The sequence below is a fragment of the Streptomyces glaucus genome (assembly GCF_039533365.1).
In the GTDB taxonomy this organism is placed as follows: domain Bacteria; phylum Actinomycetota; class Actinomycetes; order Streptomycetales; family Streptomycetaceae; genus Streptomyces; species Streptomyces glaucus.
On sequence record NZ_BAAATK010000016.1, the window covers coordinates 59,721 to 81,658 of the forward strand.

Below are 21,938 nucleotides of genomic sequence, written 5' to 3' on the forward strand. Positions count from 1 at the left end.
GTTCGGTGATCGTCGACTGCGCCATCTACCGTGACGGCCACCGTACGGAGGGCCCTGAGGACTTCTCCGACGCGCTGAGCGAGGCCCGGGGGGCGGGCGGTTTCGTCTGGGTCGGGCTGCACGAACCGACCGAGGAGGAGTTCGACCTGGTCACGCAGGAGTTCGCGCTGCATCCCCTGGCGGTCGAGGACGCCCTCAAGGCGCACCAGCGGCCCAAGCTGGAGGTCTACGAGGACTCCCTCTTCATGGTCCTCAAGCCGGTCGGGTACGAGCCGGACAGCGACACCGTCTCCACCGGCGAGGTCATGGTCTTCCTGGGGGACGCGTTCGTGGTGACCGTCCGTCACGGGGAGGGCGCCCCGCTCAAGGCGGTACGGCGCCGCCTGGAGCAGGAGCCCGAGCTGCTCGGGAAGGGCCCCACCTCGGTGCTGTACGCGATCGCCGACGCCGCCGTCGACCACTACCTGGACGTGGCGACCGAGCTGCAGGCCGACCTGGAGGGGCTGGAGGCGGAGGTGTTCTCGCCGGAGGACGGCGGTTCGCGCCACACCGCGTCCAGGATCTACAACTTCAAGCGGCAGATCCTGGAGTTCCGCCGGGCCACCGGCCCGCTGGCGCTGCCGCTGACCCGTCTCGCGGGCAACGGCCCGTTCGGCGCCACGGTGCCCTTCGTGAACGACAAGGCGCGGCCCTTCTTCCGCGACGTGCACGACCACCTCACGCGCGTGAACGAGTCGGTGGAGGGCCTGGACCGGCTGGTGTCAGACATCCTGTCGGCGCATCTGGCGCAGATGAGCGTGCGGCAGAACGACGACATGCGGAAGATCTCCGCGTGGGCGGCCATGGCCGCGATCCCCACGATGATCGCGGGGATCTACGGCATGAACTTCGACCACATGCCGGAGCTGCACTGGGTGTGGTCGTATCCGGCGCTGATCGCCGTGATGGCCGTGCTGGAGGTGCTGGTCTTCCGGCTCTTCAAGCGGCGCGGCTGGCTGTAGACCGCGGGGCCGGCCGGCCCGCCGGGGCCGCGGGGCCGGCCGGCGGGCCGCGCTTCCCGGCGGGGCGCCGAGGGGCCGCTTCTGCTCGTCCTCGCGCGCCCCGGGCCCGGCGGACCCGGGGCGCGCGTCCGCTCCCGGGACCGGCGCCGCGAGGCGTGCGTTCTCCCGTCCGCCCCGTGCCCCGCCGGCCGCGAGGGGACACGGCGGCCGGAACGGCTCGTCGGCGACGGCGCTCTCCTGGAGCGCCCCCGCGCCGGAACACGTTCTTGGCCGAAAAACATCGGTCGAGCCCTCCGTGGACCGCACCCCCTGCGCGGGCTCCGCACGGAACGGGTCGAGCGGCCCGACGAGGGGGCGGGAGGGCGTAACCGAGGGGGCACGCGCGCGTTGGTCCTCCCGACGGCCGTGGCGGGGAGGGCCCCCGAGCCCCCACCACGGCCGCGGAAAGCTCCGCCGGCCGCACGCGTCCGGGCGGACCCGGCGCGTCCTAGGCGAGCCCGGCGCGTTCCAGGGCCTGGACACCGGCGCGGAGCGAGGCGATCCGGTCGTCGAGGGTGAAGCCGGCGGGGGCGAGCGTCAGGGTGGTGACGCCGGCCGCGGCATAGGCCTTCATCCGGTCCGCGATCCGGTCGACCGACCCCAGCAGCGTGGTGCTGTCGATCAGGTCGTGCGGTACGGCGGCCGCGGCGCCCTGCTTGTCGCCGGCCAGGTACTTGTCCTGGATCTCGGCGGCCTCCCGCTCGTACCCCATGCGCCGGGCGAGCTGGTTGTAGAAGTTCTGCTTGCGGCTGCCCATGCCGCCGACGTACAGGGCGGTGTAGGGGCGGAAGGTGTCGGCGAGCGCGGCGACGTCCTTGTCGTCGCCGACGGCGAGGGGGAGCGTCGGGCAGACGTCGAAGCCGTCGAGGGTCTTGCCCGCCTTCTCGCGGCCGGCGCGCAGGTGCCTGATCGCGGTCTCCTCCAGGTGGTCCGCGGAGGGGAAGATGAGGAGCGCGCCGTCGGCGATCTCACCGGTCTGTTCGAGGTTCTTCGGGCCGATCGCGGCGATGTAGAGCGGGATGTGCTCGCGCTGCGGGTGCACGGTCAGCTTGATCGGCTTGCCCGGGCCGCCGGGCAGCGGCAGCGTCCAGTGCTCGCCCTCGTAGGTGAGCCGCTCGCGCGTCATCGCCTTCCGCACGATCTCGACGTACTCGCGGGTGCGGGCGAGGGGCTTGTCGAACCTGACGCCGTACCAGCCCTCGGAGACCTGCGGGCCGGAGACGCCGAGGCCGAGCCGGAAGCGGCCGCCGGAGAGGGAGTCCAGGGTGGCGGCGGTCATCGCCGTCATCGCGGGCTGGCGGGCCGGGATCTGGAAGATGGCCGAGCCGACGTCGATGCGTCCGGTCTGCGCGGCGACCCAGGTGAGCACGGTGGCCGCGTCGGAGCCGTAGGCCTCCGCGGCCCAGCAGACGGCGTACCCGAGCCGGTCGGCCTCCTGGGCCACGGCGAGATTGTCCGCGTCCATCCCCGCACCCCAGTAGCCGAGGTTGATCCCGAGCTGCATGGCCGATTCCCCTTACCGATCAGTAACGTCCCTTTGGGCAGACCTTAGCGCGGGGGCGGCGGCGGGGGCACGGCCCGCGGCGGGACGGGACCGCGGGCCGGGCGGCGGGGGCCCGGCTTCCGGCCGACGTGCGGAAACCGTTGTCCACAGGCCCCCACACGGCAGGTTCCGGCCAGTAATCTCGGCGTTCATGGAGCAGAGGCATCTCGGCCGCACCGGCCTGCGCGTGTCCCGCATCGGTCTCGGCACCCTGACCTGGGGCAGGGACACCGACGAGCACGACGCGGCGGACCTCTTGAAGACCTTCTGGGAAGCGGGCGGGACCCTCGTCGACACCGCGGACGTGTACGGCGACGGAGAGGCCGAGTACCTGCTCGGCAAACTGCTGGACAACCTGGTGCCGCGCCAGGACCTGGTCATCTCCACCAAGGCGGGCAGCGTGCCGGACCCCGACCGCCGCTTCGACGGCTCGCGCGGCCATCTGCTCTCCGCGCTGGACGCCTCGCTCGCCCGCCTGGGCACGGACTACGTCGACGTGTGGCACGTCCACGCCTTCGACCCGCACACCCCGCTGGAGGAGACGCTCCACGCCGTCGACCTGGCGGTCGGCAGCGGCCGTGCCCGCTACGCCGGGGTCTCCAACTTCTGCGGCTGGCAGCTGGCCAAGGCGGCGACCTGGCAGCTGGCGGCGCCGGGCACGCGGACCCGGCTGGCGAGCACGCAGATGGAGTACTCGCTGCTGCAACGGGGGGTGGAGCGCGAGGTGCTGCCGGCCGCCCTGGACCTGGGCATCGGCCTGCTGCCCTCCTCGCCGCTGGGCCGCGGGGTGCTGACGGGCAAGTACCGGGGCGACGCGACGCCGCCGGACTCGCGGGCCGCCTCCGAGCATCTGGCGCCCTTCGTCGCGCCGTACCTCGACGACGCGGCGAGCCGCATCGTGGACGCCGTGACGACGGCCGCGGACGGGCTCGCGGTGACCCCGCTCCAGGTGGCCCTCGCGTGGGTGCGGGACCGGCCCGGCGTGGTCGCGCCCATCGTCGGCGCGCGCAACGCGCGGCAGCTCACGGCGGCGTTGTCAGTGGAGGCGCTTAGTCTTCCTGACGAGATCTGCCGGGCGCTCGACGACGTGTCGGCGCCCGTGCACCGCTATCCCGATCACGACTGGAGCACGCTGTGAGCACGGAGCCCGAGACCGCGGAGGACGCCGAGCCGGGGACGCCGGGCACCACGCGGGAGAACGGCACCCGGGACGCCGCGGGGGAGGGCGTCACGGACGCGCAGGACGCCGCTGAGGGGAGCGCCGCGGACGCGCAGGACGCCGCGGACGCGGGGACCGGATCGGCCGGGGAGGCCGGCGGCACAGGGGCCGAGCTGTCCGAGGCCGAGGCCGAGCTGCTGGCCCAGCGGATCGAGCGGGAGCGCATCGAGCGGCGCAAGGCCGAGAAGAAGGGGCCGATCGAGGCCGGCGCCAAGCTCAGCGGCAAGGCCGCCGACCTGCTCGCCGCCGTGCGGGCCGTGGAGAGCGGCGAGAAGCCGGTGACCGCGGTCTTCGCCGAGCCCGAGCCCGAGCCCGGGCCCGGACCCGCGCCCGCCCCGCGCCGCCCCGCGCCCGAGCCGGTGCGCCGGTCCCGGCCGGTGCCGGCCGGGCCGGCGGGCGCCTCCCCGGCCCCGGCGCCGGAAGCCGTCCAGGCCGTGCGCCGCGTGCTCGCCGAGGGCGGCGCGCCGGAGGCGCTCGCCCCCCGCATCGCCGCGGTCCTCGGCGAAGGCGCGGACGAGCTGCTGCGCGCGGACCCCTGGCAGCTGCTGCGGGTCACCGGGGTGCGGCCCGAACAGGCCGACGGGTTCGCGCGGGCACTGCTCGGCGCGGAGTGCGGCCCGGACGACGAGCGGCGGGGCCGCGCGGTCACCGTCTGGCTGCTGGAGCAGGCGGCCCTGGCCGGGCACACGGCCCTGGAGCTGCCGGCCCTCACCGCGGCGCTGGCCCAGCGGGGGGTGCCGGACCCGGACGCGGCCGTGCGGAACACGGTCGCGGAGGGCGAGGCGCTGGTCTTCCAGGACGCCCTGGAAGAGGCCGGGCCCCGGCGGGGCGAGGAGGCCGAGGACGAGGGGGAGCGCCCGGTCCGTGTCCTGGCCGGGCTGGAGCGGTACGCGCTCGCGGAGGAGAGCCTCGCCGACGGTCTGGCGCGACTGGTGAACTCGGCGCCGAAGCAGGACGGCCCGGCCGGGGCGTGGGAGCGGGCCGCCGCCTCGGCCGAGGGCTCGGCCGCCGACCTGATCCGCGCGGTCGCCTCCCACGGCCTGGTGCTGCACACCGGCGCGGAGGCGTCCCTGGCGGAGCCGGCGGCGCTGCTGCACGCGGCGCACGCCCTGGGGCTGCGCGCCTGGGCCGCCACGCACAGCCCGATCGGCCGTGACCGCTTCGCGGCCCTGCTGCGCCGGCCGGCCCCGCCGACGGGACCCGCGGCGAACGCCGACGCCCCGGCCGCCCCCGCCGCCGGCCCGTCCGTCGCCACCGTCGCCGGGCTCCTCGCCGGCGCCGAGGGGCCGGGGCGGGACGCCGAGGGGGCGCTGGACCTCGACCTGCTCGTCGTGCTGGACGCCCCGCAGCTGGACGTCGAGGCGGCTGCCCTGCTCACCGAGTCGCTGCCGGACGGGGCCCGGCTGGTGCTGGCCGGGGACCCGGCGGTGCTGTGGTCCGCGGGGCCGGGGCGGGTCTTCGCGGACCTGCTGGCGGCGCGGATCTGCCCGCAGATCGCCTCGCGGCGCCCCGATCCCGGACCGCTCGGCGAGCTGGTCTCCGGCATCGGCATCGGCGAGCTGAACCAGGTGGCGGCCCCCGGCAAGGAAGTCGTCATCGTGCCGGTGCGGGACGCGGGCGAGGCGGTGCACCGGACCGTGCAGCTCGTGGTGGACTCCGTGCCGCGCGCGATCGGTGTGCCCGCCGAGGAGACGCAGGTGATCACGCCGGGCCACGGCGGCGCGGCCGGGACGCGCGCGCTGAACGCGGCGCTGAAGGAGCGGCTCAACCCCGGTCCCGGCCGCTTCGGCGGCTTCGACCCGGGCGACCGCGTCGTCCACTCCCCCGCGCCGGGCCGTACGCGGCCGGGCCACGTGGTGACGGCCGACGCCGACGGACTGCACCTGTCCTGCGCCGGCGAGACGGTCGTCGTGCCGAGGGAGCAGGTGGAGCACTGCGTGCGGCACGGGTGGGCACTGACCGCGCACCAGGCGGCGGGCTGCCGGTGGCCCGCGGTGGTCGTGGTGTTGCCCGGCGACGCCGCGCAGGCGCTGAGCCGGCCCTGGGTGTACACGGCGTTCGGCCGGGCCGACCGCCACCTGTCCGTGGTGCACGGCGTGGAGCAGGCGCTGCACCGGGCGGTGGCCGAGGTCCCGGCGAAGCCGCGTACGACCCGTCTGCCGGTGCTGCTGGCCTCGCAGGTCCCGGCGGCCGGCTGACCCGGTCCCCGCGCACGGACGACGGCGGCGGTCGCGGGCAGACACGCGCCGCGGCCGCCGCCGTCGCCTCTCCTACCGCCGGTGGTTCACGTCCAGCGGCTCCAGGTCCTCCGGGTCGTCCTCGGCCTCGTCGTCCAGGCCGTCGTCGAGGTCGTCCTCGTCGTCCTCGGCCTCGTCGTCGATCTCGTCGATCTCGTCGTCGAGGTCGTCGTCGGCCTCGTCGTCGAAGACCGCGCTCACGTCGAAGCGGCAGACCACCCGCTGCGGGTCGATCTGCTCGAACGGCGCCTCCAGCCACTCCCCGGGCTCGGCCGGTTCGTCCGCGGCCGTCACCCAGAGGGTGGAGTCGCCCTCCTCCAGGCCGAACTCCTTGTGCCGGGAGGCGATCTCGTCCGGTTCGAACTCGCCGAACAGGAGGCCGAGCGCCCCGTGGACCGTGCCGGAGACGTCCGCGCCCGCCTCGTCGTCCGCCGCCTCGATCCGCCGGGCCTGCGCCAGCAGCCGCTGCGGTTCCGCCACGGCGTAGTCGCGGCGGATCAGCACGCTCAGCGCGTTCGGTTCCTCGGGGCCGGTGTACGGGGGCAGCGCGTCCTCCGCACCGGGGATCTCGAAGGGCGTGACCTCGTCGTAGCGGTCGTAGAGCAGCTCGTCGTACGCCTCGGCGGCCGCGGCCAGCTGGTTGAACGCCTCGTGGACGGCCGGGTCGTCCTCCCCCGACCTGCGTTCGACCGCGGCCAGGTGGCGGTCGAGCGCGGTCTTGACCGCCTCGGCGGCGGCGCGTACCTCGGCAGCGGTGGGCTGCGCAGCATCAGACATACTGCAGACGCTATCCGTACCGGGCCCCGGACCGCACAATAGATGCGATGCCGGAATACGAATTTGTCGACGTGTACGTACCGCGCGGGGTCTCCCGCAAGGAGACGACACGACTGCTGACGGACCATGCCGAGTACGGACACTGGGAGTTGTACCGCCTGAGCCTGCTGCGTGACGGCAGCCGCCGGGTGCGGCTGCGGCGGCGGATCATCCGCCAGGTACGCGCCACGTGGTGAGCGCACGATGATCCGAAGTGGCGCATACGGAGCGGGCCCCGCCCACGCGGGGCCCGCTCCGCTGGCCAGCCGTGTCCCGTCTATGCCGAGGCGCGCGCCTTGCGGTACAGCACCGCGCCCGCCAGCAGCGCCCCCGCGCTCATCGGCAGCGTGGCGCCCAGCGGCAGGCCGCTGCCGGTCTGCGCGAGCTGTGCGCCGCCCCCGGACCGGGTGACCAGCTGGCCGGCGTGCGGGGAGCCGCCGTCCCGCGCCTCGCCCGTGGAGGGCGGTGCGGCCGGGGCGCCGGGCCGGCCGGACTCCGCCGGACCGTCCGGCCGATCCGGGTCACCCGGGTCGCCGGAGCCGCCCGGGTCGCCCGGGCCCCCGGGGCCGTCCGGACCGTCCGGGGCACCCGGATCACCGGGCTGACCGTCCGGCGGGGTGGCGGGCCGGTCACCGCCGGAACCGCTCCCGTTCGCGCAGTCGCCGCCGAGGGCGGCGTTGCCGACGCCGACGACGTTCACGCTGTTGCCGCAGACGTTCACCGGGGCGTGGATCGGCACCTGGACGTGGTTGCCCGAGCCGACGCCGGGCGAGTCGGCGGCGTGCCCGCCGGCCTGCGAGCCGCCGTGGCCGCCGTGCTCCCCATGACCGTCGTGTCCCCCGTGGCCGTCATGGCCCCCGTGGCCGTCGGAGTCGCCGTACCCTCCCGGCGACCCGTCGCCGTGGTGGGCGCACGTGTTGCCGACCGACGGGTTGAGGACGCCGACGACGTCGACCGTGTTGCCGCAGACGTTCACCGGGACGTGCACCGGCGCCTGCACCAGGTTGCCGGAGAGCACGCCGGGCGAACCCGAGGCGGAGCCGTTCGCGGCCGCGCCGCCGTGGGCGTGGGCCGCGCCGCTCGCGGCGGCGAGCACGCCCGTCGCGGCGGCCACCGTCATCAGGCCCTTGCGGGTCACCTGTCGCACTGCTGATTCCCTCCTTCGAGACTCCGCCCCGCCCCCGAGGGGCCCGCGAAAAGGCCGGTCGGGCCCGGAGCGCGTGGCGCGCGCTCCGGGGCCGACGGGTTCAGGCCCTCAGGGGGGCGGGGCACGACGTCACTTGTTGATGCAGGTGTTGCCGAAGGCGGGGTTCAGCAGCCCGATCACGGAGACCGTGTTGCCGCAGACGTTCACGGGGACGTGAACGGGCGCCTGGACGACGTTGCCGGACAGGACGCCCGGGGAGTGCACGGCGGCACCCTGGGCGCCCGAGTCGGCGGCGGCCATGCCGGCGCCCGTGAGGACCAGCCCACCGGTGGCGGCCGCGACAGCGACGACCTTCTTGATCATTGATTCCTCCTCATTGGCACACGCGATCCCAGTTGCGGATCACATGACCAGTAACGAGGAAGGAGTAATGGGGCTACGAGCGTATGGTCACATTCACCCTTCCCGGTCATCTCCGCACACGTGAGCGAATAAGGACGCCCGGATGCCGGCTCAGGAGGCGTCGAGGAACCGGTCGAGGACGCGCACGCCGAACTTCAGGCCCTCCACCGGCACCCGCTCGTCCACGCCGTGGAACATGCCCGCGAAGTCCAGCTCCGGCGGCAGCTTCAGCGGCGCGAAGCCGAAGCAGCGGATGCCCAGGTCGTCGAAGGACTTGGCGTCGGTGCCGCCGGAGAGCATGTACGGCACGGCCCGCGCGATCGGGTCCTCGGCGCTCAGCGCGCTCTGCATGGCGTCGACCAGGCGGCCGTCGAAGCCGGTCTCCAGGGCCTTGTCGGCGTGCACGTCCTCGCGCTTCACGCGCGGGCCGAGGATGCGGTCGAGGTCGGCGAGGAACTCCTCCTCGTAGCCGGGCAGGAAGCGGCCGTCGACGTGCGCGGTGGCCTGGCCGGGAATGACGTTGACCTTGTAGCCGGCGCCGAGCATGGTGGGCGCCGCCGAGTTGCGCAGCGTCGTGCCGATCATCCGGGCGATGCCGCCGAGCTTGGCGAGGGTCTCGTCCATGTTCTCCGGGTCGAGTTCGACGCCGAGCGCGTCGGAGAGCTCGTCCAGGAAGGCCCGCACGGTCTTGGTGACCCGGACCGGCCAGGTGTGCCGGCCGAGCCGGGCGACCGCCTCGCACAGCTCGGTGATCGCGTTGTCGGTGTTGGTCATCGAGCCGTGCCCGGCGGTGCCCTCGACGGTGAGCCGCATCCAGTGCATGCCCTTCTCGGCGGTCTCGACGAGGTAGAGCCGCAGCTTCTCGTTGACGGTGAAGGAGAACCCGCCGACCTCGCCGATCGCCTCGGTGACCCCCTCGAAGAGCTCCGGGTGCCGCTGCACCAGGTACTTGGCGCCGTAGGTGCCGCCGGCCTCCTCGTCGGCGAGGAAGGCCACCACGACGTCGCGCGGGGGCCTGCGGCCGCTGCGCAGCCGGTCGCGGACGACCGCCAGCGTCATCGCGTCCATGTCCTTCATGTCGACGGCCCCGCGCCCCCACACGCACCCGTCCGCGATCTCGCCGGAGAAGGGGTCGTGGGTCCAGTCGACGGCGTTGGCGGGGACCACGTCGGTGTGGCCGTGGATGAGCAGCGCGGGCCGGGACGGGTCCTCGCCCTCGATCCGCGCCACCGTGGAGGCGCGTCCGGGGTGCGACTCGAAGATCTGCGGTTCGAGGCCCACCTCGGCGAGCTTCTCGGCGACGTACTCGGCCGCTTTGCGCTCGCCCGGCCCCGAGTGGTCGCCGTAGTTGCTGGTGTCGATCCGGATCAGCTCGCGGCAGAGGTCCACGACCTCGTCCTCGCCGGTGACGGTCCTGGCCGTGCCCGTCTCGCTCACGTGCTTCCTCCCGCTGTCACTGCTGGTGGGTCCCCCTCATCCTCCCTCCCCCGCCGCCCGCGCCCAAGACCGGTCCCGGCCCGTCACACGCCGTTCACGCGGGGACGGGGGTGATCGGCCGGCTCCGAAAGCCTGGTAATGTTTACGTCGTCGCCGCGGGCAGGCCCGCACGACACACACCTTGTCCGGGTGGCGGAATGGCAGACGCGCTAGCTTGAGGTGCTAGTGCCCTTTATCGGGCGTGGGGGTTCAAGTCCCCCCTCGGACACCGTTGAGACCCCTGGTTCGCCAGGGGTCTTCCGCTTGTCCGGGCACCGCCGTCCGCCGGGCAGAATGGCGGCATGACCACGCGTTCCTGCCCGTGCGGGCTGTCCGGGCCGTACGAGACCTGCTGCGGCCGTTTCCACTCCGCCTCCGCGGCCGCGCCGACCGCGGAGGCGCTGATGCGCTCGCGGTACAGCGCCTTCGTGAAGCGGGACGCGGGATACCTGCTGCGGACCTGGCATCCGCGGACGCGGCCCGAGCGGCTCGGCCTCGATCCGGGGACGCGGTGGACCGGGCTGGAGATCCTCGGCACGAGCGGCGGGTCCGCCTTCCACTCCACCGGGACCGTGACCTTCCGGGCCTCCTACCGGGGCGGCTCGCTGCACGAGCGGAGCCGCTTCGAGCGGCTCGACGGGGCGTGGGTGTACGTCGACGGGGAGTTCCTGGACTGACGGGCGCCGGGATCCCCGGCCGGCGGCGACGGCCGGGGATCCTCCGGGCGCCGCCCCCGGCCCGCGGTCACGGCGCCAGGACGTCCAGTTCCTGCAGGGCGCCCACCGTGATCTGGCGGGTCAGCTCCTCCGCGCGGACCGCGTCGCCCGCGCGGACCGCCTCCGCGACCTGGACGTGGAGGGTGACGGCGGCCGGGTCGGGGTCGTCGAACATCACGTCGTGGTGGGTGCGGCCGGCCAGGACCTCGGCGACGACGTCGCCGAGCCGGGCGAACATCTCGTTGCCGGAGGCGTCGAGGATCACCCGGTGGAAGGCCACGTCGTGGACCAGGTACTCCTCCAGCCGGTGGCCGCGCGAGTTGGCGACCATGCCGAGGGCGCACTCGGTCAGCTCGGCGCACTGCTCGGCCGTGGCGTACTTCGCCGCCAGGCCCGCCGCCACCGGTTCGACCGCCGAGCGCAGCACCGTGAGCGAGCGCAGCTGCTGCGGGCGGTCGGTGCCCGCCAGGCGCCAGCGGATGACCTGGGGGTCGTAGACGTTCCACTCGGAGCGGGGGCGGACCGTCACGCCCACGCGGCGGCGGGACTCGACCAGGTGCATGGACTCCAGGACGCGGACGGCCTCGCGCATGACGGACCGCGACACGTCGAAGCGCTGGGCGAGCTCGTCCGTGCGCAGCACACTGCCCGGCGGGTACTCGCCCGCGGTGATCTCGGGGCCGAGGGTGTCCAGTACACGGCCGTGCAGCCCCCGGCCCGCTGTGCTCATGCGACTCAGAGTACGCGGCAGGTCACGCCTACAAAAGTCAGACTTATTTGTCACAAGCTCTTGAATTCGTCGTACCTAATGGGTTTCAGTGGCGTCGACATCACGTGTCGACGAAGACAGCGGACAGTGAGGCAGCCATGAACACCCCCCATGTCGTCGTGGTCATGGGCGTCGCGGGCACCGGCAAGACCACCATCGGTCCCCTGCTCGCGGCCCGGCTCGGCGTCCCGTACGCCGAGGGCGACGACTTCCACCCGCAGGCCAACATCGCCAAGATGTCCGCCGGGACCCCGCTCACCGACGAGGACCGCCGGCCGTGGCTGGACGCCATCGGCGCCTGGGCGCAGGGGCGGGCCGGGCTCGGCGGGGTGGTCAGCTGCTCGGCGCTGAAGCGGTCGTACCGCGACCGGCTGCGGGCCGCCGCGCCCGGCGTGGTCTTCGTGCACCTCACGGGCGACCGCGCGCTGATCGAGGACCGGATGTCGCACCGGCAGGGGCACTTCATGCCCACGGCCCTGCTCGACTCCCAGTTCGCCACGCTCCAGCCCCTGGAGGCGGACGAGGCGGGGGTCGCCGTGGACGTCACGGGCAGCCCGGAGGAGATCGCCGAGCGGGCGGTGAACGCCCTCGGCTCGCTCCCCGAGCCGATCCGGTAGGCCCCGGCACAGCAGGCCGCCCCTGCTCTCCCCCCTTTCTCTCCGTCACCGCAAGGAAACACCACCGTGACCAGACTCAGCGTCGAGATGCTGGCAGCGGACACCGCCGAGCCCATCACCTCGGCCGGCCACGCCCAGCTGGGCATCGCCGTGCTGGCGGGCATCGCCGTCATCGTCCTGCTCATCACCAAGTTCAAGCTGCACGCCTTCCTGGCGCTGACCATCGGGTCCCTGGCCCTCGGCGCGTTCGCCGGGGCACCGCTCGACAAGGTCCTCACCAGCTTCAGCGGCGGTCTCGGCTCCACGGTCGCGGGCGTGGGCGTGCTGATCGCCCTCGGCGCGATCCTCGGCAAGATGCTCGCCGACTCCGGCGGGGCCGACCAGATCGTCGACACCATCCTGGAGAAGGCGGGCGGCCGGTCCATGCCGTGGGCGATGGTGCTGATCGCCTCGGTGATCGGTCTGCCGCTGTTCTTCGAGGTCGGCATCGTGCTGCTGATCCCGGTGGTGCTGATGGTCGCCAAGCGCGGCAACTACTCGCTGATGCGCATCGGCATCCCGGCGCTCGCGGGCCTGTCGGTGATGCACGGCCTGGTCCCGCCGCACCCCGGCCCGCTGGTCGCGATCGACGCGGTCGAGGCCGACCTCGGCGTGACGCTGGCGCTGGGCGTGCTCGTCGCGATCCCGACGGTGATCATCGCCGGTCCGGTGTTCTCCAAGGTCGCGGCGCGCTGGGTGGACGTGTCCGCCCCCGAGCGGATGATCCCGCAGCGCGCCTCCGACGAGCTGGAGCGGCGCCCCGGCTTCGGCGCCACGCTGATCACGGTCCTGCTGCCGGTCGTCCTGATGCTCGCCAAGGCGCTGGTCGACATCGTCGTGGACGACCCGGAGAGCCCGGTGCAGCGCGTCTTCGACGTCGTCGGCGCCCCGATGATCGCCCTGCTCGCCGCCGTGCTCCTCGGCATCTTCACGCTGCTGCGGCCCGCCGGGTACGCCAAGGAGCGGATCTCGCCGCTCGTCGAGAAGAGCCTCGGGCCCATCGCGGGCATCCTGCTGATCGTCGGCGCGGGCGGCGGCTTCAAGCAGACGCTGATCGACTCCGGTGTGGGCCGGATGATCCTGGACATCTCCGAGGACTGGTCGATCCCGGCGCTGCTGCTGGCCTGGCTGATCGCGGTGGCGATCCGGCTCGCGACCGGCTCGGCGACCGTGGCGACCGTCTCGGCGGCCGGCCTGGTCGCCCCGCTCGCGGCCGACATGTCCACCACGCACGCCGCCCTGCTGGTGCTGGCCATCGGCGCCGGCTCGCTCTTCCTGAGCCATGTCAACGACGCCGGGTTCTGGCTGGTCAAGGAGTACTTCGGGCTCAGCGTCGGCCAGAACCTGAAGACCTGGTCGGTGATGGAGTGCATCATCTCCGTGGTCGCGGGCGGGGTGGTCCTGCTGCTGTCCCTCGTGATCTAGGGGCACGGCGAGGACGGGCGGCCCCTCCTTCCGCCTCCTCGGCATCAGCGGCCCACGGACCCGGTGATCGGTCCCGGCCGGGACCGATCACCGGGTCCGTCCTCGCCGAGCCGGACGGCCGGGGCGCACGGGCACGGACTCGGGGCGAGGGGCCCGCTCACGGCGGTGCTCCGCGGGGGTCACGCCCCGGTGCGCCCGCGGGCCCCGGGCGGGACGGGTCCGCGGGCGCCCGCCGGGGCTCCGCGGCCCTTGCCGGTCGGGCGCCGGGCTCCGCGCCGCTACGACGACGCCGCCTTCTCCAGCTGGAACGCCTCGTTGCCGAGCCCGATGCGGGCGTGCCGCTCGGGGGCGCGGGCGCGCAGCACCAGGCCCTGCGCCAGGCCGACGGCCGCGGCCAGGCCGATGATGCCGGGCAGCGCCCAGCTCAGGGCGGAGCCGGGGCCGGCGCCGACCAGTACGTCGAAGTCCCGCACCGTGCGGCCGGCGATCACCAGCAGGGCGAGGCCCGCCAGCGCGGAGGTCGCCAGCCGCCAGGCCTGGGCGCCCGCGGCCCCGCGGCGGGCGAAGAAGACGACGACGGACAGGGAGGCCGCCGCCATCAGCACGATCACGCCGAGCGCGCCGACGTTGCCGCCCCAGGTGAACAGGCGCAGCACGGGCGCGGTCGGGTCCCCGGCCGGCTTGTCGTCGGTGACCGCGAAGCCGACGACGGTCACCGCGGCCACGGCGGTCTGCAGCAGCGAGCCGGTGCCGGGGGCGCCGCTGGTGTCGTTGGTGCGGCCGAAGACGGTGGGCAGCAGCCCTTCCCGGCCCATGGCGAAGGCGTAGCGGGCGACGACGTTGTGGAAGCTGAGCAGGGCCGCGAACATGCCGGTCACGAACAGGACGTGCAGGACGTCGGTGAAGGCGCCGCCGAGCCGGGACTCGGTGAGGGCGAACAGCAGCCCCGCGCTCTCCTGCCGCGCGGTGTCCACGACCCGCGCCGGCCCGGTGGCGACGGTCACCGCCCAGCTGCTGAGCGCGAAGAAGACGGCGACGCCGGTGACCGCGAGGAACATCACGCGCGGCACCAGCACGTGCGGGCGGCTGGTCTCCTCCGCGTACACGGGCGCCTGCTCGAAGCCGAGGAAGGCGGCGATGCAGAAGCACAGCGCGGTGCCCACGCCGGCGCCGGCCAGCGTGTCCGGGTCGAACGCGCGCAGCGACAGTCCCTCCGCGCCGGGGTCGGCGACGGCGGCGACGTCGAAGACGACGACCAGCAGCACCTCGACGGCCAGCAGCACCCCGAGCACGCGCGCGTTGACGTCGATCTTCAGCCAGCCCAGCGTGCCCACCGCGAGCACGGCCGCCAGCGCGGGCACCCACCAGGCGACCTCGATGCCGGCGTAGGTGGCGAACAGCCCGGAGACCTCGAAGCCGAGGATGCCGTAGATGCCGACCTGGAGGGCGTTGTAGGCGACGAGCGCGACCAGGGCGGCGCCCGCGCCCGCGGTGCCGCCGAGGCCGCGGGAGATGTAGGCGTAGAAGGCGCCCGCGTTGTGGACGTGGCGACTCATCTCGGCGTATCCGAGGCTGAACAGGACCAGCACCACGCCGAGCAGCACGAAGAGCAGCGGCTGGCCGACGATGCCCATCACCGCGTATGTGGTGGGCATGACACCCGCGACCACCATGAGCGGGGCGGTCGCGGCGAGCACGGAGAGCAGCAGGCCCCGCGTGCCGAGGCGGTCGGCGCGCAGGGCGCGCTCCTGCCCGAGGTAGGTGTTGATGCCGGCGTCGGCGGGTCCGCTCGCGCGGGAACTTCCCGTGGTCATGTGAGGGGTGTCCTTCGTTCGCGTCGGGTCGGGGCGTCAGGCCGTGCCGAGCGCGCTGTCGCGCGCGGCGCGGAAGGCGGGGTACGGGTCGCGGTCGGGGTACGACCACGGTGCGGGCGTGGCGTGGTCGCCGATCCGGTGGAACAGGGCGGCGGCCTCGGCGCCCCGTCCCTCGCAGACCTTGGCGTGCGCCAGGTAGTTGAGGTCGATCAGCCGGCGTGGGTGGCCTTCGTGCTCCCACTCCAGCCACCAGTCGAAGGCGGCCTTCATCACCAGCCGGGCGCGGCGGCCGGCCCAGTGCCCGGAGGCGGCCGGGTCGGCGGGCTCGTGCCCGGCGGCGGCCAGGACGCGGTAGCGCTCGGCGTGCGCGACGACCGGCAGGACCGCCAGGGGCGAGTCGGCGGGCGCCTGTTCGGCGGCCCAGCCGGCGAAGTCGTACACCTCGTGCAGCGGGTCGGCGCCCGCGTCGGCGCGGCGCTCGGCGAGCCGGGCGACCACCAGGTGGTGGGCGTGGTGGTGGTCGGCGTACCGGACACGGACCTCGTCGAAGATCCGGACCACGTCCTCCTCCGCGCCGAGGGCGCGCTCCAGCATCAGCAGGCCGAGCCACGGGGTCGGGTCGGCGGGCGCGAGCGCGGCGGCGTCACGGCAGGCCTCGCGGGCGCGCGCCGGCTTCTCCTTGCCGCGCAGGGCGCGCCGGACCCGGGCCAGGGCGAGCAGCGCGGTGGCGTCGGCGGAGTCGGGCTCGGCGAGCAGCCATTCGCGGGCCCAGGCAGCGCTGTAGGGCTCCCCGGCGAGGACGGTGATCCGGTGGCCCCGGCGGTCCCAGTCGTCCGCGGTGCGGACGAGCAGCGAGCGGGCGGTGTGCCACCGCCCCTGCGCCAGGGCGGCCCGCGCGGCGACGAGTTCGGCGTCGTCGAGGGCCTCGTCGAACGTCCGGGCCGCGCGGCCGCGGCCGCGGCCGAAGGGAGGCGGGGGTGGGGACACCGCGGGACTTCCTCACGCGACGCGCTCTGGCGTCGGTTGCCGGTCTGCCATCGACTGATCACGCACAGCAAACCCGGAGCCAATGTTCGGCGTCAAGGGCCGTCCGTGCGTTACACGCGTCAAGTACCGTTTCGGTTGCGGCACTTGGCGTCGCCTCCACCGCCGGCGCAGCAGAATCCGGTCGGGCTCCCTGCTTTGCCGGACTCCCTGCTTTGATGGACGCATGAGCGCTGCCGACGAGATCCTCGACGTCGTCGACGAGCACGACCGGGTCGTCGGGCGGTTCCCGCGCGGCGAGGTCTACGCCAGGGGGCTGCGGCACCGCTGCGTCTTCGTCCAGGTCCGGGACGCCGCCGACCGCGTCTTCGTCCACCGCCGCACCCCGACCAAGCTGGTCTTCCCCTCCCTGTACGACATGTTCGTCGGCGGTGTGGTCGGCGCGGGCGAGTCCTACGACGACGCGGCCCTGCGGGAGGCCGAGGAGGAACTGGGGGTGACGGGCCTGCCGCGCCCCGGGCACCTCTTCACGTTCCTCTACGACGGCGGCCCGGGCCGGACCTGGTGGTCGGCGGTGTACGAGGTCCGCTGCGACCTGCCCGTCCGCCCCCAGCCCGAGGAGGTGGCCTGGCACGCCTTCCTGCCCGAGCCCGAGCTGGAACGCCGGCTGCCGCAGTGGGAGTGGGTACCGGACGGCCTGGCGGCGTACGAACGGCTGAGGGCCCACCGGGCCGGGCACCGCTGACCGACGTCGCCGGTCGCGGGGGCCGCCCCACGTCCACGGTCGCCCGGGCGGGGTCCGGAGCGGACTCCGCCGCCGCTCACGGCCGGGGGCCCGCACGCGCGCCCGCACCCCGCCCCACCCGCACGGGCCACCGCGGACGTAGGGTCCTGCCCGTGATCGAATTCGCACGGAACGTCCGGCTCTGGTTCGCGCCGCAGCAGATCCGCCAGGAGGGCAGCACCCCCGACTACCGCTTCTCGCTGGCGAACGAGCGCACCTTCCTGGCCTGGGTGCGCACCGCGCTCGCCCTGATCGGCGGCGGTTTCGCGGTGGACCAGTTCCTGCCCGGCCTCGCCCGGGCCTGGCGCGTCGGCCTCGCGCTGGCGCTGCTCGCGGCCGGCGTGCTGTGCTCCCTGCGCGCGGTCAGCCACTGGATCCGCTGCGAACGCGCGATGCGCCGCGGCGAGGACCTCCCGGTCTCCCGCTTCCCGGCCCTGCTCGGCCTCGTCGTGGCCCTCGTGGCCCTCGCCATGGTCGTCGTCGTCCTCGTCGGGTGGGACGGATGACCGCCCCGGCGGCCGAGCCCCGCGACCCCGGCCTGCAGCCCGAGCGCACCCGGCTCGCCTGGCGCCGTACCACCCTGTCCGGCACCGTCGTCGCCGTGCTCGCCGTGCGCACCGCGCTGCACGGCGGGGCCTCCTGCGCCGGCGTCCTCGCCGCGGCCCTGTGCTGCGCGCTCTGGCTGGGTTTCCTGCGCGTCGCCCACCGCCGCATCCGGGCCCTCGCCGGCCCCGGCGGCCCTCCCCCGCTGGCCTTCCGGCACGCCGCGGCCGCGGCCCTGTGCACGATGGCGATGGCGGGGTGCGGGGCAGCCCTCCTCCTGTGAGGTCCCCGCGCCGCCTCGCCGCCCGTGCGCCTACCCGCCCACCGTCACCACGATCTTTCCCCGCGTCCGCCCCTCCTGGCTCCGCCGGTGCGCGTCCGCCGCGCGCTCCAGCGGAAACGTCTCCGACACGTGCACCGACAGCACCCCCTGGTCCGCCAGGGCGGACAACCGCCCCAGGTCCTCGGGGTCGGGCCGCACGAAGTAGTAGCGGCCGCCGTAGTCGACGACGTCCGTGTCGGTGACCGACACCAGGCGCCCCTCGGGGGCCAGCAGGTTCGCCGACACCGTCAGCGCGTCCCCGCCCACGGTGTCGAACACCGCGTCCGTCCCCTCCGGCGCCAGCCCCCGCACCCGCTCGGCCAGCCCCTCGCCGTACGCCACCGGCTCCCCGCCCAGCCCGCGCACGTGGTCGTGGTTGCGCTCGCTCGCCGTACCGATGACCCGGGCGCCCAGGTGCCGGGCCAGCTGCACGGCGATCGAGCCAACCCCGCCCGCCGCCGCGTGCACGAGGACGGTCTCGCCCCGCTTCACCCGGAGCACCTTCACCAGCACCTGGTAGGCGGTGAGCCCCGCCAGCGGCAGCCCCGCCGCCTCCTCGAAGGAGAGGGCGCGGGGCTTGCGCGCCAGGGTGCGCAGGGGCGCGGCCACGTACTCGGCGAAGGTGCCCCGGGACAGGAAGTCCTCGCGCACGTAGCCGATGACCTCGTCCCCGGCGCCGAACTCGGCGACGGCGGCGCCGGGCCGCACCACGACCCCCGAGACGTCCCAGCCGGGGACCACCGGGAAGACGGGTTCGAGGATGCCGTCGAGGTACCCCTCGCGGCACTTCCAGTCGACGGGGTTGACGGCCGCGGCCCGCACCTTCACCAGCACCGTGTCGGGGCCGACCTTCGGCTCACGGACCTCCCCGTACTCGAGCACCTCGGGACCGCCGTACCGTGCGTAGCTGATCGCCTTCATGGCTCCGACCCTCCGGGCCGTCCGGGCGCCCCGCAACCCGGGGAGCCCGGCACGCGCCGTTCGTGTGGCGACAGGCCCGGGGCGCCCGCCGGCGCCTCCGCGTCGACCCGCCGCTCCGGACCGGCCTATCGTGGCCCGGATCACCTCCCTCGTCCCCCTGGACGGCATACCGACCGGTCGGCATCATGGTCGGGTCCCGTTCACCTGCCCGTAGGAGCGACGATGAGCCCCGACCACCCGCCCGGACTCGATCTCGACCGGCTGCGCGGCCTGCTGGACCGCGAGCGGCCCGGCCTGGTCACCGGCCCCCTGTCCGGCCGGCTGATCGAGGGCGGACGGTCGAACCTCACGTACGCGGTCTCCGACGGCGCCTCGAAGTGGGTCGTCAGGCGCCCCCCGCTCGGCCACGTCCTGGCCACCGCGCACGACATGAGGCGCGAGCACCGGGTGATCAGCGCGCTGCACCCGACGGACGTGCCGGTGCCGCGCCCGGTGCTGCTGTGCCAGGACGAGGAGGTGCTGGGCGCGCCCTTCTACGTCATGGAGTTCGTCGAGGGCACGCCCTACCGCACGGCCGGGCAGCTCGCCCCGCTGGGCCCGGAGCGCACCCGGGACGCCGTGCTGAACCTGGTGGACACGCTCGTCGGGCTGCACGCGGTGGACCCCGCCGAGGTGGGCCTCGCCGACTTCGGCCGCCCCGAGGGCTTCCTGGACCGGCAGCTGCGCCGCTGGGGCAAGCAGCTGGACGCCTCCCGCAACCGCGAGCTGGCCGGCATCGACGAGCTGCACGCGGCGCTCGGCCGGGAGCTGCCCCGCTCCCCCGCCCCGGCCGTCGTGCACGGCGACTACCGGCTGGACAACGTGCTGATCGGCGCGGACGACCGGATCAAGGCGATCCTCGACTGGGAGATGTCGACGCTCGGCGACCCGCTGACCGACCTGGGGCTGCTGGTGATGTACAGCCGGCCGCTCGGCATGCCCGGCTCCCCCGTCTCCACCACCGCCGAGGCCCCCGGGCACCCGTCGCCCGCCGAGCTGATCGAGCGGTACGCCGCGCGCTCGGGACGCGACGTCTCCGCGGTGTCCTGGTACACGGCGTTCGCCTGGTTCAAGCTCGCCGTGATCCTGGAGGGCATCCACTACCGCTACACCCTCGGCCAGACGGTCGGCCGCGGCTTCGACCGCATCGGCGATCTGGTCCCCGTCTTCATCGAGCACGGCCTGACCACCCTGCACCACGGCCTTCAGGAGGGCTGACCGCCATGGACTTCGCGTTCGACGCGCGCACCGAGGAACTGCGCGCCAAGCTGCTCGCCTTCATGGACGAGTACGTCTACCCCGCCGAGCGGGTGGCCCACGAGCAGCGCGCCCGGCTGGCGTCCCCCTGGGACACCCCGCCGGTCGTCGGGGAGCTGAAGGCCGAGGCCCGCAGGCAGGGCCTGTGGAACCTGTTCCTGCCCGACGCCGAGCACGGGGCCGGGCTGACCAACCTCCAGTACGCGCCGCTGGCCGAGATCACCGGCCGCTCCCCGCAGCTCGCGCCCACCGCGACGAACTGCGCGGCGCCGGACACCGGGAACATGGAGGTGCTCGCCCAGTTCGGGGACGAACGGCAGAAGAAGCAGTGGCTGGAACCCCTGCTGGCCGGGGAGATCCGCTCGGCGTTCGCGATGACCGAGCCGGAGGTGGCCTCCTCGGACGCCACCAACATCACCACGCGCATCGAGCGGGACGGCGACGAGTACGTCGTCACGGGCCGCAAGTGGTACATCTCCGGCGCGATGAACCCGGACTGCAAGATCTTCATCGTGATGGGCAAGACCGACCCGGACGGGGCCGACATCCGCCGCCAGCAGTCCATGGTGCTGGTCCCGCGCGACACCCCCGGCGTCACCGTCAGGCGGGCGATGCAGGTGTTCGGCTACGAGGACCACTGGCACGGCGGCCACGCCGAGGTGGTCTTCGACCAGGTGCGCGTGCCGGTGTCGAACCTGATCGGCGAGGAGGGCGGCGGCTTCGCCATCGCCCAGGCCCGGCTGGGTCCGGGCCGGATCCACCACTGCATGCGGCTGATCGGCATGGCCGAGCGGGCGATCGAGCTGATGTGCCGGCGGGCGGCCTCCCGTACCGCCTTCGGCAAGGCGCTGGCCCAGCAGGGCGTCGTGCACAACTGGATCGCGGACGCGCGGGTCGCCGTGGAGCAGATGCGGCTGCTGGTGCTGAAGACGGCCTGGATGATGGACACCGTCGGCAACCGGGGCGCCCACACGGAGATCCAGGCCATCAAGATCGCCACGCCCCGTACGGTGGTCGGCATCATCGACCGGGCGATCCAGCTGTACGGCGCGGGCGGCGTCAGCCAGGACTTCCCGCTGGCCGAGCTGTACGCCGGGGCCCGGACGCTGATGATCGCCGACGGCCCGGACGAGGTGCACCAGCGGTCGCTGGCGCGGCGGGAGCTGAAGAAGTACCTGTGAGAGCGGCGGGCGGGGGCGGCCGCGCCGGCGGCCGCCCCCGCCCGTGCGGGTCACGGCCGCAGCGCCCGCAGCAGCAGGTCCGCCAGGTGGTCGGCGACCTGCCGCGGGGTGAGCGGGCCGTCGGGGCGGTACCAGGTCGACAGGTGGTGGACGGAGCCGAAGTGGTAGTCGACCACCAGGTCGGCCGGGGTCGCCCGGGAGAAGACGCCCGCCTCCTGGCCCTCCTCGACGAGCGCGCGGAAGCGCTCGTGGTAGCGCCGGCGCTCGGCGCGGACCTGCTTGTTCTTCTCCGGGCTGAGGTGGTGCATGGACCGCCAGAAGATCATCGCGTCGTCGAGGTTCTCGATGGTGGTCACCACGACGTCCGCGGCCGCGGCCCGCAGCCGCTTCTCGACCGGCTCGTCGGCCTGCGCCACGGCGTCCAGGCGCTCCTGCTGGACGCGCAGCACGCGCGCGTACACCTCGTGCAGCAGGTCGTCCTTGGAGCCGAAGTAGTGGTACAGCGCCCCCTTGGTGACGCCGGCCGCCTCGACGATCTCCTGCACCGAGGTGCGGTCGTAGCCCTGCTCGGCGAAGAGCCGGGTGGCGGCGGCCAGGAGCCGCTGCGGCACGGGAGCGCCGTCTCCGTCCGTGGTCCTGGGCACTGC

The 21,938-nt window shown here is 74.3% G+C and carries 22 protein-coding genes and 1 tRNA gene; 13 read left to right on the forward strand and 10 right to left on the reverse strand.

Annotated features, from left to right (window positions below; all coding sequences use genetic code 11):
* The first annotated feature begins 5 nt into the window (after positions 1-5).
* Positions 6-1,001, forward strand: coding sequence for a magnesium/cobalt transporter CorA (corA, locus tag ABD363_RS14540; protein ID WP_344603346.1), 996 nt, complete (start codon positions 6-8; stop codon positions 999-1,001).
* A gap of 487 nt (positions 1,002-1,488) precedes the next feature.
* Here the strand turns inward: corA and ABD363_RS14545 are convergent, their stop codons facing one another.
* A complete protein-coding gene (locus ABD363_RS14545) occupies positions 1,489-2,544 on the reverse strand; it encodes an LLM class F420-dependent oxidoreductase (RefSeq protein WP_344603348.1) in 1,056 nt (351 codons plus the stop codon).
* A 190-nt stretch (positions 2,545-2,734) separates the two neighbouring features.
* Between ABD363_RS14545 and ABD363_RS14550 the strand changes: the two genes are divergently transcribed.
* Positions 2,735-3,721 (forward strand): aldo/keto reductase, encoded by a 987-nt coding sequence (locus ABD363_RS14550; protein ID WP_344603350.1) that lies wholly within the window; start codon positions 2,735-2,737, stop codon positions 3,719-3,721.
* Entirely contained in the window at positions 3,718-6,000 is a 2,283-nt protein-coding gene (locus ABD363_RS14555) for a helix-hairpin-helix domain-containing protein (protein ID WP_344603352.1), read from the forward strand. Before ABD363_RS14550 ends, ABD363_RS14555 begins: the two co-directional genes overlap by 4 nt.
* A gap of 72 nt (positions 6,001-6,072) precedes the next feature.
* Here the strand turns inward: ABD363_RS14555 and ABD363_RS14560 are convergent, their stop codons facing one another.
* Positions 6,073-6,816 carry a hypothetical protein gene (locus tag ABD363_RS14560; protein WP_344603354.1) on the reverse strand — a complete coding sequence of 248 codons (744 nt, stop codon included), beginning with the start codon at positions 6,814-6,816 and terminating at the stop codon, positions 6,073-6,075.
* A 47-nt stretch (positions 6,817-6,863) separates the two neighbouring features.
* Here ABD363_RS14560 and ABD363_RS14565 point away from each other — a divergent pair, with 47 nt between their 5' ends.
* Positions 6,864-7,052, forward strand: coding sequence for a DUF5703 family protein (locus ABD363_RS14565; protein WP_027758838.1), 189 nt, complete (start codon positions 6,864-6,866; stop codon positions 7,050-7,052).
* 80 nt (positions 7,053-7,132) lie between these two features.
* Here the strand turns inward: ABD363_RS14565 and ABD363_RS14570 are convergent, their stop codons facing one another.
* The 3 genes from ABD363_RS14570 to ABD363_RS14580 form a co-directional block, all read right to left on the reverse strand.
* Complete coding sequence (locus tag ABD363_RS14570; protein ID WP_344603356.1) at positions 7,133-8,002, reverse strand: chaplin; 870 nt, start codon at positions 8,000-8,002, stop codon at positions 7,133-7,135.
* A 129-nt stretch (positions 8,003-8,131) separates the two neighbouring features.
* Entirely contained in the window at positions 8,132-8,365 is a 234-nt protein-coding gene (chpH, locus tag ABD363_RS14575; protein WP_344603358.1) for a chaplin ChpH, read from the reverse strand.
* Between the two features lie 150 nt (positions 8,366-8,515).
* Positions 8,516-9,841: a M20/M25/M40 family metallo-hydrolase gene (locus ABD363_RS14580; RefSeq protein WP_344603359.1), complete on the reverse strand. Its 1,326-nt coding sequence runs from the start codon at positions 9,839-9,841 to the stop codon at positions 8,516-8,518.
* A gap of 183 nt (positions 9,842-10,024) precedes the next feature.
* Here ABD363_RS14580 and ABD363_RS14585 point away from each other — a divergent pair.
* Positions 10,025-10,109, forward strand: a tRNA-Leu gene (locus tag ABD363_RS14585).
* Between the two features lie 73 nt (positions 10,110-10,182).
* Positions 10,183-10,557, forward strand: coding sequence for a YchJ family protein (locus ABD363_RS14590; RefSeq protein WP_344603361.1), 375 nt, complete (start codon positions 10,183-10,185; stop codon positions 10,555-10,557).
* 67 nt (positions 10,558-10,624) lie between these two features.
* Here the strand turns inward: ABD363_RS14590 and ABD363_RS14595 are convergent, their stop codons facing one another.
* Positions 10,625-11,326, reverse strand: coding sequence for a FadR/GntR family transcriptional regulator (locus ABD363_RS14595; protein ID WP_344603363.1), 702 nt, complete (start codon positions 11,324-11,326; stop codon positions 10,625-10,627).
* A gap of 137 nt (positions 11,327-11,463) precedes the next feature.
* On the opposite strand from ABD363_RS14595, the gene ABD363_RS14600 reads away from it, so the two are divergent.
* Positions 11,464-11,982: a gluconokinase gene (locus ABD363_RS14600; RefSeq protein WP_344603365.1), complete on the forward strand. Its 519-nt coding sequence runs from the start codon at positions 11,464-11,466 to the stop codon at positions 11,980-11,982.
* Positions 11,983-12,048: 66 nt separating this feature from the next.
* Entirely contained in the window at positions 12,049-13,446 is a 1,398-nt protein-coding gene (locus ABD363_RS14605) for a GntP family permease (RefSeq protein WP_344603367.1), read from the forward strand.
* Between the two features lie 278 nt (positions 13,447-13,724).
* On the opposite strand, the gene ABD363_RS14610 is transcribed toward ABD363_RS14605, so the two are convergent.
* Both ABD363_RS14610 and ABD363_RS14615 read right to left on the reverse strand, forming a co-directional pair.
* Positions 13,725-15,260, reverse strand: coding sequence for an APC family permease (locus ABD363_RS14610; protein WP_344603369.1), 1,536 nt, complete (start codon positions 15,258-15,260; stop codon positions 13,725-13,727).
* Positions 15,261-15,296: 36 nt separating this feature from the next.
* A complete protein-coding gene (locus tag ABD363_RS14615; RefSeq protein ID WP_344603371.1) occupies positions 15,297-16,247 on the reverse strand; it encodes a hypothetical protein in 951 nt (316 codons plus the stop codon).
* A gap of 223 nt (positions 16,248-16,470) precedes the next feature.
* Here ABD363_RS14615 and ABD363_RS14620 point away from each other — a divergent pair, with 223 nt between their 5' ends.
* The 3 genes from ABD363_RS14620 (at position 16,471) to ABD363_RS14630 (ending at position 17,854) form a co-directional block, all read left to right on the forward strand.
* A complete protein-coding gene (locus ABD363_RS14620; RefSeq protein WP_344603373.1) occupies positions 16,471-16,989 on the forward strand; it encodes an NUDIX hydrolase in 519 nt (172 codons plus the stop codon).
* Between the two features lie 152 nt (positions 16,990-17,141).
* Positions 17,142-17,534: a YidH family protein gene (locus ABD363_RS14625; protein ID WP_344603375.1), complete on the forward strand. Its 393-nt coding sequence runs from the start codon at positions 17,142-17,144 to the stop codon at positions 17,532-17,534.
* On the forward strand, positions 17,531-17,854 hold the full coding sequence (locus ABD363_RS14630; protein ID WP_344603377.1) for a DUF202 domain-containing protein: 324 nt from the start codon (positions 17,531-17,533) through the stop codon (positions 17,852-17,854). The genes ABD363_RS14625 and ABD363_RS14630 overlap by 4 nt, the downstream gene beginning before the upstream one ends.
* A 30-nt stretch (positions 17,855-17,884) precedes the next feature.
* On the opposite strand, the gene ABD363_RS14635 is transcribed toward ABD363_RS14630, so the two are convergent.
* Positions 17,885-18,814 (reverse strand): NADP-dependent oxidoreductase, encoded by a 930-nt coding sequence (locus ABD363_RS14635; RefSeq protein WP_344603379.1) that lies wholly within the window; start codon positions 18,812-18,814, stop codon positions 17,885-17,887.
* A gap of 222 nt (positions 18,815-19,036) precedes the next feature.
* Here ABD363_RS14635 and ABD363_RS14640 point away from each other — a divergent pair, with 222 nt between their 5' ends.
* Complete coding sequence (locus tag ABD363_RS14640; protein ID WP_344603381.1) at positions 19,037-20,071, forward strand: phosphotransferase family protein; 1,035 nt, start codon at positions 19,037-19,039, stop codon at positions 20,069-20,071.
* A gap of 5 nt (positions 20,072-20,076) precedes the next feature.
* A complete protein-coding gene (locus tag ABD363_RS14645; RefSeq protein WP_344603383.1) occupies positions 20,077-21,291 on the forward strand; it encodes an acyl-CoA dehydrogenase family protein in 1,215 nt (404 codons plus the stop codon).
* Positions 21,292-21,341: 50 nt separating this feature from the next.
* On the opposite strand, the gene ABD363_RS14650 is transcribed toward ABD363_RS14645, so the two are convergent.
* Entirely contained in the window at positions 21,342-21,935 is a 594-nt protein-coding gene (locus ABD363_RS14650) for a TetR/AcrR family transcriptional regulator (protein ID WP_344603385.1), read from the reverse strand.
* Positions 21,936-21,938 lie beyond the last annotated feature (3 nt).

Coding starts and splice junctions, on each gene's coding strand:
- ABD363_RS14640 (WP_344603381.1), top strand. CDS start 19,037: ATGAGCCCCGACCACCCGCCCGGACTCGATCTCGACCGGCTGCGCGGC.
- ABD363_RS14590 (WP_344603361.1), top strand. CDS start 10,183: ATGACCACGCGTTCCTGCCCGTGCGGGCTGTCCGGGCCGTACGAGACC.
- ABD363_RS14600 (WP_344603365.1), top strand. CDS start 11,464: ATGAACACCCCCCATGTCGTCGTGGTCATGGGCGTCGCGGGCACCGGC.
- ABD363_RS14565 (WP_027758838.1), top strand. CDS start 6,864: ATGCCGGAATACGAATTTGTCGACGTGTACGTACCGCGCGGGGTCTCC.
- ABD363_RS14595 (WP_344603363.1), bottom strand. CDS start 11,326: ATGAGCACAGCGGGCCGGGGGCTGCACGGCCGTGTACTGGACACCCTC.
- ABD363_RS14545 (WP_344603348.1), bottom strand. CDS start 2,544: ATGCAGCTCGGGATCAACCTCGGCTACTGGGGTGCGGGGATGGACGCG.
- ABD363_RS14635 (WP_344603379.1), bottom strand. CDS start 18,814: ATGAAGGCGATCAGCTACGCACGGTACGGCGGTCCCGAGGTGCTCGAG.
- ABD363_RS14630 (WP_344603377.1), top strand. CDS start 17,531: ATGACCGCCCCGGCGGCCGAGCCCCGCGACCCCGGCCTGCAGCCCGAG.
- chpH (WP_344603358.1), bottom strand. CDS start 8,365: ATGATCAAGAAGGTCGTCGCTGTCGCGGCCGCCACCGGTGGGCTGGTC.
- ABD363_RS14620 (WP_344603373.1), top strand. CDS start 16,471: ATGAGCGCTGCCGACGAGATCCTCGACGTCGTCGACGAGCACGACCGG.
- ABD363_RS14645 (WP_344603383.1), top strand. CDS start 20,077: ATGGACTTCGCGTTCGACGCGCGCACCGAGGAACTGCGCGCCAAGCTG.
- ABD363_RS14560 (WP_344603354.1), bottom strand. CDS start 6,816: ATGTCTGATGCTGCGCAGCCCACCGCTGCCGAGGTACGCGCCGCCGCC.
- ABD363_RS14610 (WP_344603369.1), bottom strand. CDS start 15,260: ATGACCACGGGAAGTTCCCGCGCGAGCGGACCCGCCGACGCCGGCATC.
- ABD363_RS14550 (WP_344603350.1), top strand. CDS start 2,735: ATGGAGCAGAGGCATCTCGGCCGCACCGGCCTGCGCGTGTCCCGCATC.